This window comes from Actinokineospora bangkokensis (assembly GCF_001940455.1).
GTDB lineage: Bacteria > Actinomycetota > Actinomycetes > Mycobacteriales > Pseudonocardiaceae > Actinokineospora > Actinokineospora bangkokensis.
The window spans coordinates 417,289-429,799 of record NZ_MKQR01000026.1 but is presented as its reverse complement, the minus strand read 5'-3'; the positions used below and the strand labels follow the sequence as shown (position 1 = coordinate 429,799).

The window sequence follows — 12,511 nt, the reverse complement described above, 5'->3', positions numbered from 1 at the left end:
CCCGCAAAGCAATCCGCGTTCTTTGACGCAGCTGCGCAGCAGCAAGCCAACCAGCAAGCCACCCTCACGTCACCCGGAACACCGGCCAGCCGATCTCCGTGCGCCACGCACCCGGGTCGCCCGCGTCCCGCGGACCGCAGACGTACACCTCCCGCACCGGCCCGGCCACCGACATCGCGTTCTCCACCACCCACGTCCCCAGCGCCCCGTACGTGACCTCGATGCCGTCGTGCTCCCCCACGTGCGTGGTGACGGCCAGCTCCGCGGCGGGCAGCTCCACGGGGTGCACGCGCCCGGTGCGGGGTGGCGCGGCGGTCGGCAGGTAGACCAGCGCGCGACCGCGTTCCTCCTCGAAGAGGGCGTTGTCGTAGCAGCCGCCCGGCGGCCCGGTCGCTGCGCCGCCGACCGCCGCCTCCAGCTCGGCCATCGCGCCCGCGAACCAGGCCGCGACGTCGCCGTGCCCGACCTCGGCCGCCACCGCCGCGACCGTCCTGGCCGGTTCCGCCCGCAGCTCGACGGCGATCGGCGCGGGGTCGGGCCGGAGCAGGCGGCGCAGCGACACGACCGCGGCCCTGGTGCGGTCGAGCACGTCCTCCAGGCGTTGCAGGTGGTCCGCGACCAGGGCCGACCGGGCGCCCGGGTCTGGGGTCCGCAGGATCTGCCGCACGTCGTTGAGCGGGACGTCCAGTTCGCGCAGGCGGTGGATCACCTGCGCGGTCGGGATCTGGTCGACGGCGTAGTAGCGGTACCCGGTGCCCTCGTCCACCACGGCGGGCTCCAGCAGGGCCGCTTCGTGGTACCGGCGCAGCGTCCGCACGCTCAGGTGGGTCAGCCGCGAGAACTCCCCGATGGTCAGCACCCCCCCATCGTGGACCCTCCCCCCGGGGGAGGGTCCACGGCTTGACCCTCCCGCGCGGCGACGCCGCAGGGTGGTCCCATGACGCAGAACACCGACCTGCTCCCCGCCACCGTGCGGGAGTTCTTCACCGCCCACATCGCCCGCGACGCCGACACCGCCTCGGCGCTGCTCACCGACGACGTCGTGGTCGTCGACCAGGACGAGACCTTCCGCGGCCGGGAGGCCGTGCACGCCTTCCTGCGCGACGCCGGGTCCGAGTTCGAGTACACGACCGAGCAGCTGGGCTCCCACCGCGTCGACGACGCGCACTGGGTGGTCACCGTGCGGATCGAGGGCACCTTCCCCGGCGGCGTCGCGGACCTCGACTACCGGTTCGCGCTGCGGGGCGACCTCGTCGCCGAGCTCGTCATCGCCAACCACGTCGCCTGACCCGGTCAGCACCACACCGACCATGAACGAGGAGAGAAGCATGTCTGGTCCCGACCGCGACCGTCTCGACGGTCGCCGGGCGCTGGTCACCGGCGGTTCCAAGGGCGCGGGCAAGGCCGTGGTGGCGCGGCTGCGCGAGCTGGGCGCCGACGTGTTCACCACGGCGCGGACGATGCCCGACGGGTACGAGCACCCCGACCGGTTCATCGCGGCGGACACCACGACGGTCGAGGGCACCGACGCGGTGGTCGCCCGGATCGCGGAGGCGGGCGGCGCGCTCGACGTCCTGGTGCACGTCGTCGGTGGCTCGTCGACGCCCGCCGGTGGGTTCGCCGCCATCACCGACGACCAGTGGCTCACCGAGCTGAACCTCAACCTGCTGGGCGCGGTGCGGCTCGACCGGGCGCTCGTCCCGGCGATGGTCGAGGCCGGGGCGGGCGTGGTGCTCCACTTCACCTCGATCCAGCGGGAACTGCCCCAGAACGAGGCGACCCTGGCGTACGCGGCGGCGAAGGCCGCCCTGCGCACCTACAGCAAGGGGCTGGCCAACGAGCTGGCGCCGCGCGGCGTGCGGGTCAACGCGATCAGCCCTGGCGGGATCGAGACCGAGGCCTACGAGCGGTTCGTGGACCGGATCGCGGAGGGCAACGGGCTCACCAGGGAGGCGGCCAAGCAGACCATCTTCGACTCCCTGGGCGGCGTCCCGCTGGGGCGCTTCGCGCGCCCCGAGGAGATCGCGGACCTGGTCGGGTTCCTGGTCTCCGACCGCGCCTCGTCGATCGTGGGCGCCGAGTACGTGATCGACGGCGGGACCGTCCCGACCGTCTGAGCCGCCCAGCACCGCACCCAGGTCCCCGCCGCGAGGAGAAACGCATGACCACGCACGTCACCGACCGGTCCGGCACCGGGCCGGTCGGACCACCGCCACCCTTCGACCCGGAACTGGCCCCCGTCCTGGAGGTGCTGACCGGCCTGCGCCCACCGGACGCTTACCGCCCGGACAACATCGCCGAGATGCGCGCGCCCGTCCCCGGGGTGCAGACCCCGACCGACGAGGTGCTCTCGCGGGGCGGCGCCTACAGCGTGCGGGAGCAGGTGGTGCCGGGGCCGGAGGGGCAGCCGGACATCTCGCTGCTGATCTGCCTGCCCCGGCACGCCGCTGCCCCGACGGCGGCGATCTACTTCGCCCACGGCGGCGGCATGGTCGTCGGGGACAACCGGTTCGGCCTGGTCGAGGTGCTGGACCTGGCCGAACCGCTGGGCGCGGCCGTGGTCTCGGTCGAGTACCGGCTCGCCCCCGAGACGCCCCACCCGGGCCCGGTCGAGGACTGCTACGCGGGCCTGGTGTGGGTGGCGGGGCACGCCCACGAGCTGAACGTCGACCCCGAGCGCGTCGTGGTCGCCGGGTCCAGCGCCGGGGGCGGCCTCGCGGCGGGGGTCGGCCTGCTGGCCCGCGACCGCGGCGGCCCGGCCGTGCTGGCCCAGCTGCTGCTGTCGCCGATGCTCGACGACCGCAACGACTCGCCGTCGGCCCGGCAGATGCGCGGCCTCGGCATCTGGGACAGCTCCTCGAACGAGACCGGGTGGAACGCGCTGCTCGGCGCGGGCGTGCGCGGCGGGCCGGACGTGTCGCCCTACGCCGCGCCCGCCCGCGCCGCGGACCTGTCGGGGCTGCCGCCCACGTTCATCGACGTCGGGTCGGCCGAGACGTTCCGGGACGAGGACGTCGCCCACGCCAGCCGCCTGTGGCAGGCGGGCTGCCGCGTCGAGCTGCACGTCTGGCCCGGCGGGTTCCACGGGTTCGACGTCGTGGCCCCCCGCGCCGCCCTCTCGCGGGACGCCGTCGCCGCCCGGGCGGCGTGGCTGCGCCGTCAGCTGGGGCCCGCCCCAGGGGCCGCGGAGGCCGCTCAGCGGTGACCGCGGGGCGACAACGCCCCGACACGCGCGAGGGCCCCTGACCGCACCAGCGGTCAGGGGCCCTCGCGTCGAACCGTCAGTCGGACAGCACGGTCCAGGTGTCCTTGCCGCGCAGCAGCGATTGCAGGTCCGGCGCCTTCGCCTCGACAGCCGCCTTCACCTGCCCCCGCGCCGCGTCGTCGTAGGTGGGGCGGGCCACGCTGCGGAACACGCCCGTGACCGTGTGCGACAGGTCCTGCGTCGACAGCCGCGACAGCGCGAAGGCGTAGCTCGGGTCGTCGGCGTGCGCGTCGTGCACGACGAGCGCGTCCTCCCCGACCGCGGCCACCTCGGCCACGGCCAGCGACCCGAAGCCCGACCGCACCACGCCGTACTCGCCGTCCTTGCCGAAGCGGATCGGCTTGCCGTGCTCCAGCGGGATCAACCGGCTGGCGGCCTCGTCGGCGTCCTTGAGCACGTCGAAGGCGCCGTCGTTGAAGATCGGGCAGTTCTGGTAGATCTCCACCAGCGCGGTGCCGCGGTGCTCGGCGGCCTGGCGCAGCACCTCGGTGAGGCCCTTGCGGTCGGAGTCCAGCGCCCGGCCGACGAAGGTGGCCTCGGCGCCCAGGGCCAGCGACACCGGGTTGAACGGGTTGTCCAGCGAGCCCATCGGCGTGGACTTGGTGACCTTGCCGGTCTCCGAGGTGGGCGAGTACTGGCCCTTGGTGAGCCCGTAGATCCGGTTGTTGAACAGCAGGATCTTGAGGTTCACGTTCCGGCGCAGGGTGTGCACCAGGTGGTTGCCGCCGATGGACAGCGCGTCGCCGTCACCGGTGACCACCCACACCGACAGGTCCTCGCGCGCGGTCGCCAACCCGGTGGCGATCGCGGTGGCGCGGCCGTGGATGGAGTGCATCCCGTAGGTGTTCATGTAGTACGGGAAGCGCGAGGAGCACCCGATCCCGGAGACGAACACGATGTTCTCGCGCTTGAGCCCCAGCGAGGGCAGGAACGACTGCACGGCGTTGAGCACCACGTAGTCGCCGCACCCGGGGCACCAGCGCACCTCCTGGTCGGACTTGTAGTCCTTGGCCTTCTGCGGCTCGTCGGTGGTCGGCACCCCGGCCAGGCCGCCCAGGCCGGGCAGCCCGAGGTCCACGGCGGTCATGCGGCAGCTCCCCTTGTCGAAACCCGATGTCCCCGGCGCACGGCGGTCCCGCTCACGCGTCGACCCCCTTCACCACGCCGGTCAGCACGTCCTGCAGCTCCTCGGCCATGAACGGCAGCCCCTGCACCTTGGTGTGGCTGATGATGTCGACGAGGTACTTCGCCCGCAGCAGCATGGCCAGCTGCCCCAGGTTCATCTCCGGCACCACGACCTCGTCGTAGGAGCGCAGCACCTCGCCCAGGTTGGCCGGGAACGGGTTGAGGTGGCGCAGGTGGGCCTGGGCGATCGCGTGGCCCTGCTTGCGCACCCGCCTGCACGCCGCGCCGATGGGCCCGTAGGACGAGCCCCAGCCCAGCACCAGCACCCGCGCCTTGCCGGAGGGGTCCTCCACCTCCAGGTCGGGCACCTCGACGCCGTCGACCTTGGCCTGGCGCAGCCGCACCATCTTGTCGTGGTTGGCCGGGTCGTAGGAGATGTTGCCGGTGCCGTCGGCCTTCTCCAGCCCGCCGATGCGGTGCTGGAGACCGGCGGTGCCGGGCACGGCCCAGGCGCGCGCCAGGGTCTCCGGGTCGCGCAGGTAGGGCCAAAACTCCCCGGAGCCGTCCGGGGCGTTGGGCTCGGTGGCGAATTCGACGGCCAGGTCGGGCAGCTCGGCCACGTCCGGCACCATCCACGGCTCGGCGCCGTTGGCGATCGCGCCGTCGGACAGCAGCAGCACCGGGGTGCGGTACTTCAGCGCGATGTGCGTGGCCTCCAGCGCCGCGGCGAAGCAGTCGCCGGGCGAGCGCGGGGCCACCACCGGCACCGGGGACTCGCCGTTGCGGCCGAACATCGCCTGCAGCAGGTCGGCCTGCTCGGTCTTGGTGGGCAGGCCGGTCGAGGGCCCGCCGCGCTGCACGTCGATGACCAGCAGCGGCAGCTCGGTCATCACGCCCAGGCCGATCGCCTCGGACTTGAGCGCCACACCCGGCCCGGAGGTCGAGGTCACGCCGAGCGCGCCGCCGTAGCTGGCGCCCAGGGCGGCGCAGATGCCCGCGATCTCGTCCTCGGCCTGGAAGGTGGTGATGCCGAACTGCTTGTGCTTGCTCAGCTCGTGCAGGATGTCCGAGGCCGGGGTGATCGGGTAGGTGCCCAGCAGCACCGGCAGCCCGGAGCGCTGCGCGGCGGCGACGATGCCGTAGGCCAGCGCGGTGTTGCCGGTGATCTGCCGGTAGGTGCCGGGGGCGAGCTTGGCGGGGGCGACCTGGTAGGTGGTCGCGAACGCCTCGGTGGTCTCGCCGTAGTTGTAGCCCGCGCGGAAGGCCAGCACGTTCGCCTCGGCGATGTCGGGCTTCTTGGCGAACTTCTCCCGCAGGAACCGCTCGGTGCCCTCGGTGGGCCGGTGGTACATCCACGACAGCAGGCCGAGGGCGAACATGTTCTTGCAGCGCTCGGCGTCCTTCTTGCCCAGCCCGGTGCCCGACAGCGCCTCCTGGGTGATCGAGGCCATGGCCACCGCGTGCACCTGGTAGGAGTCCAGCGAGTCGTCGTCGAGCGGGTTGGCGTCGTAGCCGACCTTGGTCAGGTTGCGCTTGACGAACTCGTCGGTGTTGACGATCAGCGTGCCGCCCGCGGGCAGGTCGGCGATGTTCGCCTTGAGCGCGGCCGGGTTCATCGCCACCAGCACGTCGGGGCGGTCGCCGGGGGTGAGGATGTCGTAGTCGGCGAAGTGCACCTGGAAGCTGGAGACGCCCGGGATGGTGCCCTGCGGGGCCCGGATCTCCGCGGGGAAGTTCGGCATGGTCGACAGGTCGTTGCCGAACGCCGCGGCCTCCGAGGTGAACCGGTCGCCGGTCAGCTGCATCCCGTCGCCGGAGTCGCCGGCGAACCGGATGACGACCCGGTCCAGTTTCGTGACGCCACCGCCGGTCGCCGCCGCGGCGCCGGTGCCGTCCAAGCCTGTGCTCATGAGCTGCCGATCCCTCTCTCCTGACAGCGGACCGTCCGCGGGTCAGGCCGTCCCGCGCCCGGGTGGCAGGCGCGCGGTGGCGCGGTGCAGAGGTTAGTCCTCGCCCGGGCACCGCCGGTGCGCTTGTCGCGGAGGTGTCGTGCGACCGCCGCTCGTTCCACGTTAGGCAACCCCGCACCCGCACGACCGGGGGGTGCGTCCCAGATCACAGGGCACCCCGCGAGCGCAGGTCAGCGGGTGAGTCGCGGGTGCACCGAACAGCGTAAGGGGTGCGGGCGGGGTTCCCGGATGGTGGACGCGGGTTACCGACTGGTGGTCGAGCCGCGGTCAAGCGGAGCCGGAGATGCGCGCCTTCATGGCCGCCAGCAGCTCGGCGAACTCGGGGGTGCCCATCGACTCGACCTGCACCGCCAGCTCGGCCTCCACCGCGCGGGCGTGCTCGGTCTCGTGCTCGGTGCCGCGCAGCGTCCGCTTGATGGACCTCACCAGCTCGCGCGGGCCCTTCGCCGCGGGGGCCGCCAGCTCCACGGCGGCGGCGACGAGCGCGTCGTGGTCGCCGTCGACCGTGCGCAGCGACAGCCCGACCCGCTCGGCCTCCGCGGCGCCGGGGACGTGCTTGAACAGGGTCATGGCGGTGGCGACCTGCGGGGTGACGAACCGCTGGAGCATCCAGGTCATGCCGCCGCCGGGGTGGATCCCCAGCTGGAGGAACCGGGCGTCGAACCGCGCCCCCGGCCCGCAGATCCGCACGTCGGCGGCCAGCGCCAGGTTGAGCCCGGCGCCCACCGCGGCCCCGCCCACGGCGGCGATCGTCGGCAGCGAGCAGCCCGCCACCGCCAGGAAGCCCGCGTAGATCCCGCGCAGCCCCTCGGCCTTGGACTCGCCCAGCACGGTGAGGTCGGCGCCCGCGCAGAAGGCGGGCGGCGCGCCGGTGACCACCAGCGCGTGCACCTCGGGGTCCTGCTCGCACCGCCCGACCAGCTCCGCGAGCCGCGCCGAGCTCGCCAGGGTCAGCGCGTTGCGCCGCCCGGGGTCGTTGAGGGTGAGCACCGCCACCCCGTCGCGCTTGTCCAGCAGCACGGCGCTCTCCAGCGCAGCGCTCTCCAGTGCAGCAGTCTCCGTCGACCCGTCCATGCCTGGGAACTTAGCCGGGTTCCGGCGCGGGGGAGCGCTCCAGCAGTGTGGAGAGCACCACGGTGGACACGGTCCGGGAGATCATGTCGACGCTGCGCAGCCGCTCCAGCGCCTCCTCCAGGTGGTGGATGTCGGCGGCGCGCAGGTGCACGATCGCGTCGGCCGCCCCGGAGACGGTGTAGGCGGCCACCACCTCCGGCAGCGGCTCCAACCGCTGCCGGATCCGGTCGGGGGAGACGTTGCCCTGGCAGTGCACCTCCACGAAGGCCTCGGTGCCCCAGCCCAGCGCCTCCGGGTCGACCACGGCGGTGAAGCCCTTGACCACCCCGCTCTCCAGCAGCCGGTCGACCCGCCGCTTCACCGCGGGGGCGCTGAGCGACACCGCCTTGCCGATCTCGGCGTAGCTGGCCCTGGCGTCGGCGACGAGCCGCGAAACGATTCGCTGATCGATGGCGTCCACGCGCAACATCCTGCCGGTGAACGGGCAAGGAAGCGACATTGTTGCCCGTGTTGTCGGCCCCTACATTGCGAATCATGACAGCCACCACGAGCACCACCACCCTCGTGCTCCCCGTCCCCAGCGCGGCCGTCAGCACCCCGGAGCGGCGGCGCACCACCCGGCACTACCTGGTCTGCGAACCCCGCCACTTCGCCGTCGAGTACTCCATCAACCCCTGGATGGACCCGTCGGCACCGCTGGACACCGACCTCGCCCTCGCCCAGTGGCGCGCGCTGGTGGAGGTCTACGAGGCCCTGGGCCACCGGGTCTCCCGCATCGCCCCGGTCCCTGGCCTGCCGGACATGGTCTTCGCCGCCAACTCCGGCACCGTCGTGCGCGGCCGCGTCCTCGGCGCCCGCTTCCGCGCCCCCCAGCGCGCCGCCGAGGCCGACCACTTCCGCACCTGGTTCCAGGCCAACGGCCACCCCCGCGTGGTCATGCCCACCCGCGTCAACGAGGCCGAGGGCGACTTCGCCTGGACCGGCGACCTGCTGCTCGCGGGCACCGGCTTCCGCACCGACCCCGCCGCCCACGCCGAAGCCCAGGAGGTCCTCGGCGTCCCCGTCGTCTCCCTCTCCCTGGTCGACCCCGCCTACTACCACCTCGACACGGCCCTGGTCGTCCTCTCCGAGGCCACCCCCGACCACCGCGCCCACATCGCCTACTACCCCGAGGCCTTCAGCGCGGGCTCCCGCGAAGCCCTGCGCACCCTCTACCCGGACGCCATCCTCGCCACCCCCGAGGACGCGGCCTGCCTCGGCCTCAACGCGGTCTCCGACGGCCACAACGTCGTCGTCCCCCGCGAAGCCACCCACCTCAGCGCCCGCCTCACCGAGTCCGGCTACACCGTCCACCCCGTCGACATCTCCGAACTCCGCAAGTCCGGCGGCGGCCCCAAGTGCTGCACCCTGGAGATCCGCGCCTGACCCCCCGAACGCGGCGGATGGGCACCGGTGGACCAGTGCCCATCCGCTGGTAGGCCCGCGCTAGCTGGGAGCGTCAGCGACCTGTTCATCTTCCCCTGGGGTGGATCACTCGCGGAACTCTTCGGCCGGGATCACCGCCCTGATACCCCGCACCGCGCAATCCGCTCGCATGATCACGTCATTGGTGACCACCACCGGCGCAGTGTCGGTGGCTCGCGCGTACTGGAGTATGCCGTTTATGATTTCGACGTCTCCTGACGCTTGCCGCTGGTGGTCTGATTCATCGAGGAGGATGTAGAGGCGCACGCCATCCCGCACCTCGGCGCCCTCGGGCTTGATGGCCTCCGGCAGCTTCTTGTCGAGGAACTTAGCCGTCCGCTTGGCTCGTTCGGGCACCTTCGACTTCGGCGCGCCGTGCTGCTTGGTGTCCAACTCCCTGACGACTTGGGCGTGAACAATCAATCGAAATTCCGCTGCTTTTGAAGTTGTGATCTGACGCCACTGATCCGGGGTTATGTCTTGCACCTGTTTGAAGTGAAGAAAGAAGTTGGTGTCGAGGAAGATTGGGGCGCCGCGCTGGTTTGCGAGGCGTATTTGAAGCTCTAGACCCGTGCTTATCTCCGCCAAGCGCCTCTCCTGAAACTCGATCTCCGACAGCAGGATCACCCATGGAAGGCGAGCAGTAGTGGTCATCTCCTGCAAGCGCCAGTATCTCTCTGAATATAGGCCATCCGCTATTTCGTGATCCTCGAATATGTGACGGAATACACTCTCCGCATTTGCGGCCCATTTGATGTAGAGATCTATAGCCATCATCGCGTTCTCGTATGCCGAACCGCCTGTAGCGCTGTTGATGACGTTCTTCAAGCCCGTCAGGTGTACAGCGATCACCTGAACGGCGGAGGCGGCAGTGTTGCCCTCGCGAAGGCGCGTAGTCATGCCCTGATGATGCTTGCGGGCACCGACAAAACGAGAGGCGCAGACGCCTGGCCCGTGCACCTCGTGCCTGCCAATCCCACGTTGGCCAGCGAGAAGCTTGAGCAGGGCGGCGTTCGACTCCTCGGGTGGGAGTCGTTGACCCCGTGGGGCCGCCTTCGATGATCATGGTCTGGTCGCCCGGAGGGTTTCGGCGGTGTGCTTGCCGCTGATCTCGAAGGGGACGACGGTGTCGCCGTGGATGACGAGGATGGGGACGATGACGGCCGTGCGGTTGGTGACCCCCTTGCTCGAAGAACTCGATGGTTGCGTCGTCGGGGTCGCCGCTCAGCGGGCGTTCGCCGCCGAGCGCGACCGGGCTGCCTGAGCCCGGTCGGTGTGGTGGGTGTCGACCTGGGAGTCGATGCGCAACGAGGCCATTAGCCCGAAAGGCACCTAGCCTGACCAGTGCGAACGTGCCACAGTGGCGGTCGTCACAGCGCTGTCGGTGTCAGCTGGGGTCGCAGTGGGAAATACCCGCATCGACACCGGCGATCTAGCCGGTGACACCGCATCCCCCGCAGAACAGGACCACCCCGTTGGACGACAACAGCCAGCGCCCCGCCACCCCGCAGCTGCCCGTGTTCCAGGCCGCCCCCGACAAGGACGCCCAGGAGCCGCCGCAGGTGACCCGCGCGGTCACCGCCGTGCCGCAGCCGGTGTTCACCAGCCGCCCGGCCTGACCAGCAGCTGGACCGCCTCCGCCAGCCCGGTGGCCCCGCCGCCGCCGGTGGCGAGCCTGCGCAGCTGCGTGCCCGCGACCAGGGCCACCACCGCCCCCGCCACCCGCTCGGGCGAGGGGACGCCGAGCGCGCGCAGCACGGTGACGGCGAAGGCGTCGTAGGCGGCGAAGCACTCCTCGGCCGCCGGTCGCAGCTGCGGGTCGCGCCCGGCGTGGACGTACAGCTCCAGCGGTGCGATCTCCTCGCGGCCGAAGGTGGTGCTCTCCACCACCTCGGCCACCAGCGCCGCCGCCTCGGCCACCCCCACCGGCCCCGGCCGCTCCCGCGCGAACTCCGCCAGCCGGGCGGTCTCCTCGCGCACGAACAGCAGCAGGGCCGCGCGCAGCATCTCGGTCTGCGTGGCGAAGTGGTAGGTGATCGACCCCAGCGACACCCCCGCCTCGGCGGCGATGCGCCGGTTGGTCAGCCCCGCCACCCCCACCGCGCCGAGCACCCGCAGCACCGCGCGCAGGATGCGCTCACGCACGCGGCGGCGTCCGCTCGTGCCAGCGCTCGACGCCCTCCAGCTCCGCGGCCAGCGACAGCAGCATGTCCTCGCTGTCGGCCGGGCCGAGCAGTTGCCCGCCCACCGGCAGGAACTCGTCGGTGAGCCCGGCCGGGACGTTGACCCCCGGCCAGCCCAGCACGTTCCACGGCCACGCGTACGGGCACGCCTTGATGATGCGCTGGTCGGTCTGCCAGCCGGTGAGGCCGTCGATGCCGCCCACCGGCAGCGGCTGCTCGGCGGTGGTGGGCGTGAGCACGACGTCGGCCCGCTCGAACACCCGCCCGACCCGGCGCTGGAACAGCCCGAGGGTGGCCCGCGCCGCGCCCAGCGCCCGCCCGCGCAGCAGCCCGCCCATGCGCCCGTTGTCCCGGGTGCGCGGGTCGAGCAGCAGCGGGTCGGGGACGCGCCCGTGCCAGTCGTGCAGGCCGCCCAGCGAGCGCGGCAGGAAGTTCAGCCCGATCAGCCCGTAGGCGGGGTCGGCCACCAGCACCTCGTGCCCGAGCCCGGTGAGCACCCTGGCCAGCCGCACCACGGCCGCGCGCACCTGCGGGTCGAGCCGCACCCGCACCCCGGTGAACGCGGGCCGCAGCGACAGCGCGACCCGCAGCCGCCGCGGCGGGGTGGCCGCGGCCCGCTGGAAGCGGGTGCCGGTGTCGGCGAGGACGTCGAGCAGCAGCGCGGCGTCGGCTACGGTCCTGGCCAGCACCCCGCTGGTGGTGATGCCGTGGAACAGCTCCACCTCCGGCAGCGGCGAGAGCCTGCCCCGGGTGGGCTTGACCCCCACCAGGTTCGTCCACGCCGCCGGGATGCGCACCGACCCGGCGCCGTCGGAACCCACGGCCGCGGGCACGACCCCCGCCGCGACCGCCGCCGCCGACCCGCCCGAGGAGCCGCCGGGGCTGTGGTCGAGCCGCCACGGGTTGCGGGTCACGCCGAACGCGGTGCCCTCGGTGATCGGCCACTGCCCGAACTCCGGGGTGTTGGTCTTGCCGACGATCACCGCCCCGGCCGCCTTGAGCAGCCGCACCAGCTCGCAGTCGGCGGTGCGCACCGGGAACTCGCCCGCGCAGCCGAACGCCGTGGGCGCGCCCTCGATGTCGACGTCGTCCTTGATCGCCAGCGGCACCCCGAGCAGCGGCGCCCGCTCGCCCGCGCGCAGCCGCTCGTCGGCCGCCGCGGCCTCCGCCCTGGCCCGCTCGGCGCGCACCACCCGGAAGGCGTTGAGCGTCGGCTGGGTGTCCTCGACCTCGGCCAGCGCTCGGTCGACCAGCTCGACCGAGGTCACCGCGCCGTCGGCAAGCGCTTGCGCGGTCGCCACCAGGCCCGCGAACCGCGCCGGGGGTGCCACCACCATGGGAGCCTCCTGTTCGTTCGGACGAACAGTAGGCCGGTCCCGGCGCCCGCGGTGCCGCCGAACGGGGGCCGCCGCGGCCCCTGCGAGGATGAG

General features: G+C 72.5%; 13 protein-coding genes. 5 read left to right on the top strand and 8 right to left on the bottom strand.

Annotated elements, in window-relative coordinates; genetic code table 11:
• Positions 1-64 precede the first annotated feature (64 nt).
• Positions 65-859: a MerR family transcriptional regulator gene (locus BJP25_RS24645; RefSeq protein ID WP_075977360.1), complete on the bottom strand. Its 795-nt coding sequence runs from the start codon at positions 857-859 to the stop codon at positions 65-67.
• Positions 860-937: 78 nt separating this feature from the next.
• Here BJP25_RS24645 and BJP25_RS24640 point away from each other — a divergent pair, with 78 nt between their 5' ends.
• The 3 genes from BJP25_RS24640 to BJP25_RS24630 are packed head-to-tail and all read left to right on the top strand — an operon-like array spanning position 938 to position 3,205.
• Complete coding sequence (locus BJP25_RS24640; RefSeq protein ID WP_075977359.1) at positions 938-1,288, top strand: nuclear transport factor 2 family protein; 351 nt, start codon at positions 938-940, stop codon at positions 1,286-1,288.
• 40 nt (positions 1,289-1,328) lie between these two features.
• Positions 1,329-2,117, top strand: coding sequence for an SDR family oxidoreductase (locus BJP25_RS24635; RefSeq protein WP_075977358.1), 789 nt, complete (start codon positions 1,329-1,331; stop codon positions 2,115-2,117).
• A 44-nt stretch (positions 2,118-2,161) separates the two neighbouring features.
• On the top strand, positions 2,162-3,205 hold the full coding sequence (locus tag BJP25_RS24630) for an alpha/beta hydrolase (RefSeq protein WP_075977357.1): 1,044 nt from the start codon (positions 2,162-2,164) through the stop codon (positions 3,203-3,205).
• Between the two features lie 76 nt (positions 3,206-3,281).
• Here the strand turns inward: BJP25_RS24630 and BJP25_RS24625 are convergent, their stop codons facing one another.
• The 4 genes from BJP25_RS24625 to BJP25_RS24610 form a co-directional block, all read right to left on the bottom strand.
• Positions 3,282-4,352, bottom strand: a complete 1,071-nt coding sequence (locus tag BJP25_RS24625; RefSeq protein ID WP_075977356.1) for a 2-oxoacid:ferredoxin oxidoreductase subunit beta — start codon at positions 4,350-4,352, stop codon at positions 3,282-3,284.
• A 52-nt stretch (positions 4,353-4,404) separates the two neighbouring features.
• Complete coding sequence (locus tag BJP25_RS24620; protein ID WP_075977355.1) at positions 4,405-6,300, bottom strand: 2-oxoacid:acceptor oxidoreductase subunit alpha; 1,896 nt, start codon at positions 6,298-6,300, stop codon at positions 4,405-4,407.
• A 327-nt stretch (positions 6,301-6,627) separates the two neighbouring features.
• The gene (locus BJP25_RS24615) at positions 6,628-7,434 is read right to left on the bottom strand and encodes an enoyl-CoA hydratase (RefSeq protein ID WP_075977354.1); all 807 of its coding nucleotides are present in this window, start codon (positions 7,432-7,434) and stop codon (positions 6,628-6,630) included.
• 10 nt (positions 7,435-7,444) lie between these two features.
• Positions 7,445-7,894 carry an Lrp/AsnC family transcriptional regulator gene (locus BJP25_RS24610; protein WP_075977353.1) on the bottom strand — a complete coding sequence of 150 codons (450 nt, stop codon included), beginning with the start codon at positions 7,892-7,894 and terminating at the stop codon, positions 7,445-7,447.
• 74 nt (positions 7,895-7,968) lie between these two features.
• On the opposite strand from BJP25_RS24610, the gene ddaH reads away from it, so the two are divergent.
• Positions 7,969-8,859 carry a dimethylargininase gene (ddaH, locus tag BJP25_RS24605; RefSeq protein ID WP_075977352.1) on the top strand — a complete coding sequence of 297 codons (891 nt, stop codon included), beginning with the start codon at positions 7,969-7,971 and terminating at the stop codon, positions 8,857-8,859.
• A gap of 105 nt (positions 8,860-8,964) precedes the next feature.
• Here the strand turns inward: ddaH and BJP25_RS24600 are convergent, their stop codons facing one another.
• Positions 8,965-9,798, bottom strand: a complete 834-nt coding sequence (locus BJP25_RS24600) for a PIN domain-containing protein (protein WP_084794457.1) — start codon at positions 9,796-9,798, stop codon at positions 8,965-8,967.
• Positions 9,799-10,373: 575 nt separating this feature from the next.
• On the opposite strand from BJP25_RS24600, the gene BJP25_RS34335 reads away from it, so the two are divergent.
• Entirely contained in the window at positions 10,374-10,517 is a 144-nt protein-coding gene (locus tag BJP25_RS34335; protein WP_158075713.1) for a hypothetical protein, read from the top strand.
• On the opposite strand, the gene BJP25_RS24595 is transcribed toward BJP25_RS34335, so the two are convergent.
• The gene (locus tag BJP25_RS24595) at positions 10,498-11,043 is read right to left on the bottom strand and encodes a TetR/AcrR family transcriptional regulator (protein ID WP_075977350.1); all 546 of its coding nucleotides are present in this window, start codon (positions 11,041-11,043) and stop codon (positions 10,498-10,500) included. The genes BJP25_RS34335 and BJP25_RS24595 overlap by 20 nt on opposite strands.
• The gene (locus BJP25_RS24590; RefSeq protein WP_075977349.1) at positions 11,036-12,418 is read right to left on the bottom strand and encodes an amidase; all 1,383 of its coding nucleotides are present in this window, start codon (positions 12,416-12,418) and stop codon (positions 11,036-11,038) included. Before BJP25_RS24590 ends, BJP25_RS24595 begins: the two co-directional genes overlap by 8 nt.
• Positions 12,419-12,511: the final 93 nt, after the last annotated feature.

What these genes read in the sequence shown, in the direction of transcription:
- BJP25_RS24615 (WP_075977354.1), bottom strand. Translation starts at nt 7,434, where the DNA reads ATGGACGGGTCGACGGAGACTGCTGCACTGGAGAGCGCTGCGCTGGAG.
- BJP25_RS24620 (WP_075977355.1), bottom strand. Translation starts at nt 6,300, where the DNA reads ATGAGCACAGGCTTGGACGGCACCGGCGCCGCGGCGGCGACCGGCGGT.
- BJP25_RS24625 (WP_075977356.1), bottom strand. Translation starts at nt 4,352, where the DNA reads ATGACCGCCGTGGACCTCGGGCTGCCCGGCCTGGGCGGCCTGGCCGGG.
- BJP25_RS24600 (WP_084794457.1), bottom strand. Translation starts at nt 9,798, where the DNA reads ATGACTACGCGCCTTCGCGAGGGCAACACTGCCGCCTCCGCCGTTCAG.
- ddaH (WP_075977352.1), top strand. Translation starts at nt 7,969, where the DNA reads ATGACAGCCACCACGAGCACCACCACCCTCGTGCTCCCCGTCCCCAGC.
- BJP25_RS24590 (WP_075977349.1), bottom strand. Translation starts at nt 12,418, where the DNA reads ATGGTGGTGGCACCCCCGGCGCGGTTCGCGGGCCTGGTGGCGACCGCG.
- BJP25_RS24635 (WP_075977358.1), top strand. Translation starts at nt 1,329, where the DNA reads ATGTCTGGTCCCGACCGCGACCGTCTCGACGGTCGCCGGGCGCTGGTC.
- BJP25_RS24630 (WP_075977357.1), top strand. Translation starts at nt 2,162, where the DNA reads ATGACCACGCACGTCACCGACCGGTCCGGCACCGGGCCGGTCGGACCA.
- BJP25_RS24640 (WP_075977359.1), top strand. Translation starts at nt 938, where the DNA reads ATGACGCAGAACACCGACCTGCTCCCCGCCACCGTGCGGGAGTTCTTC.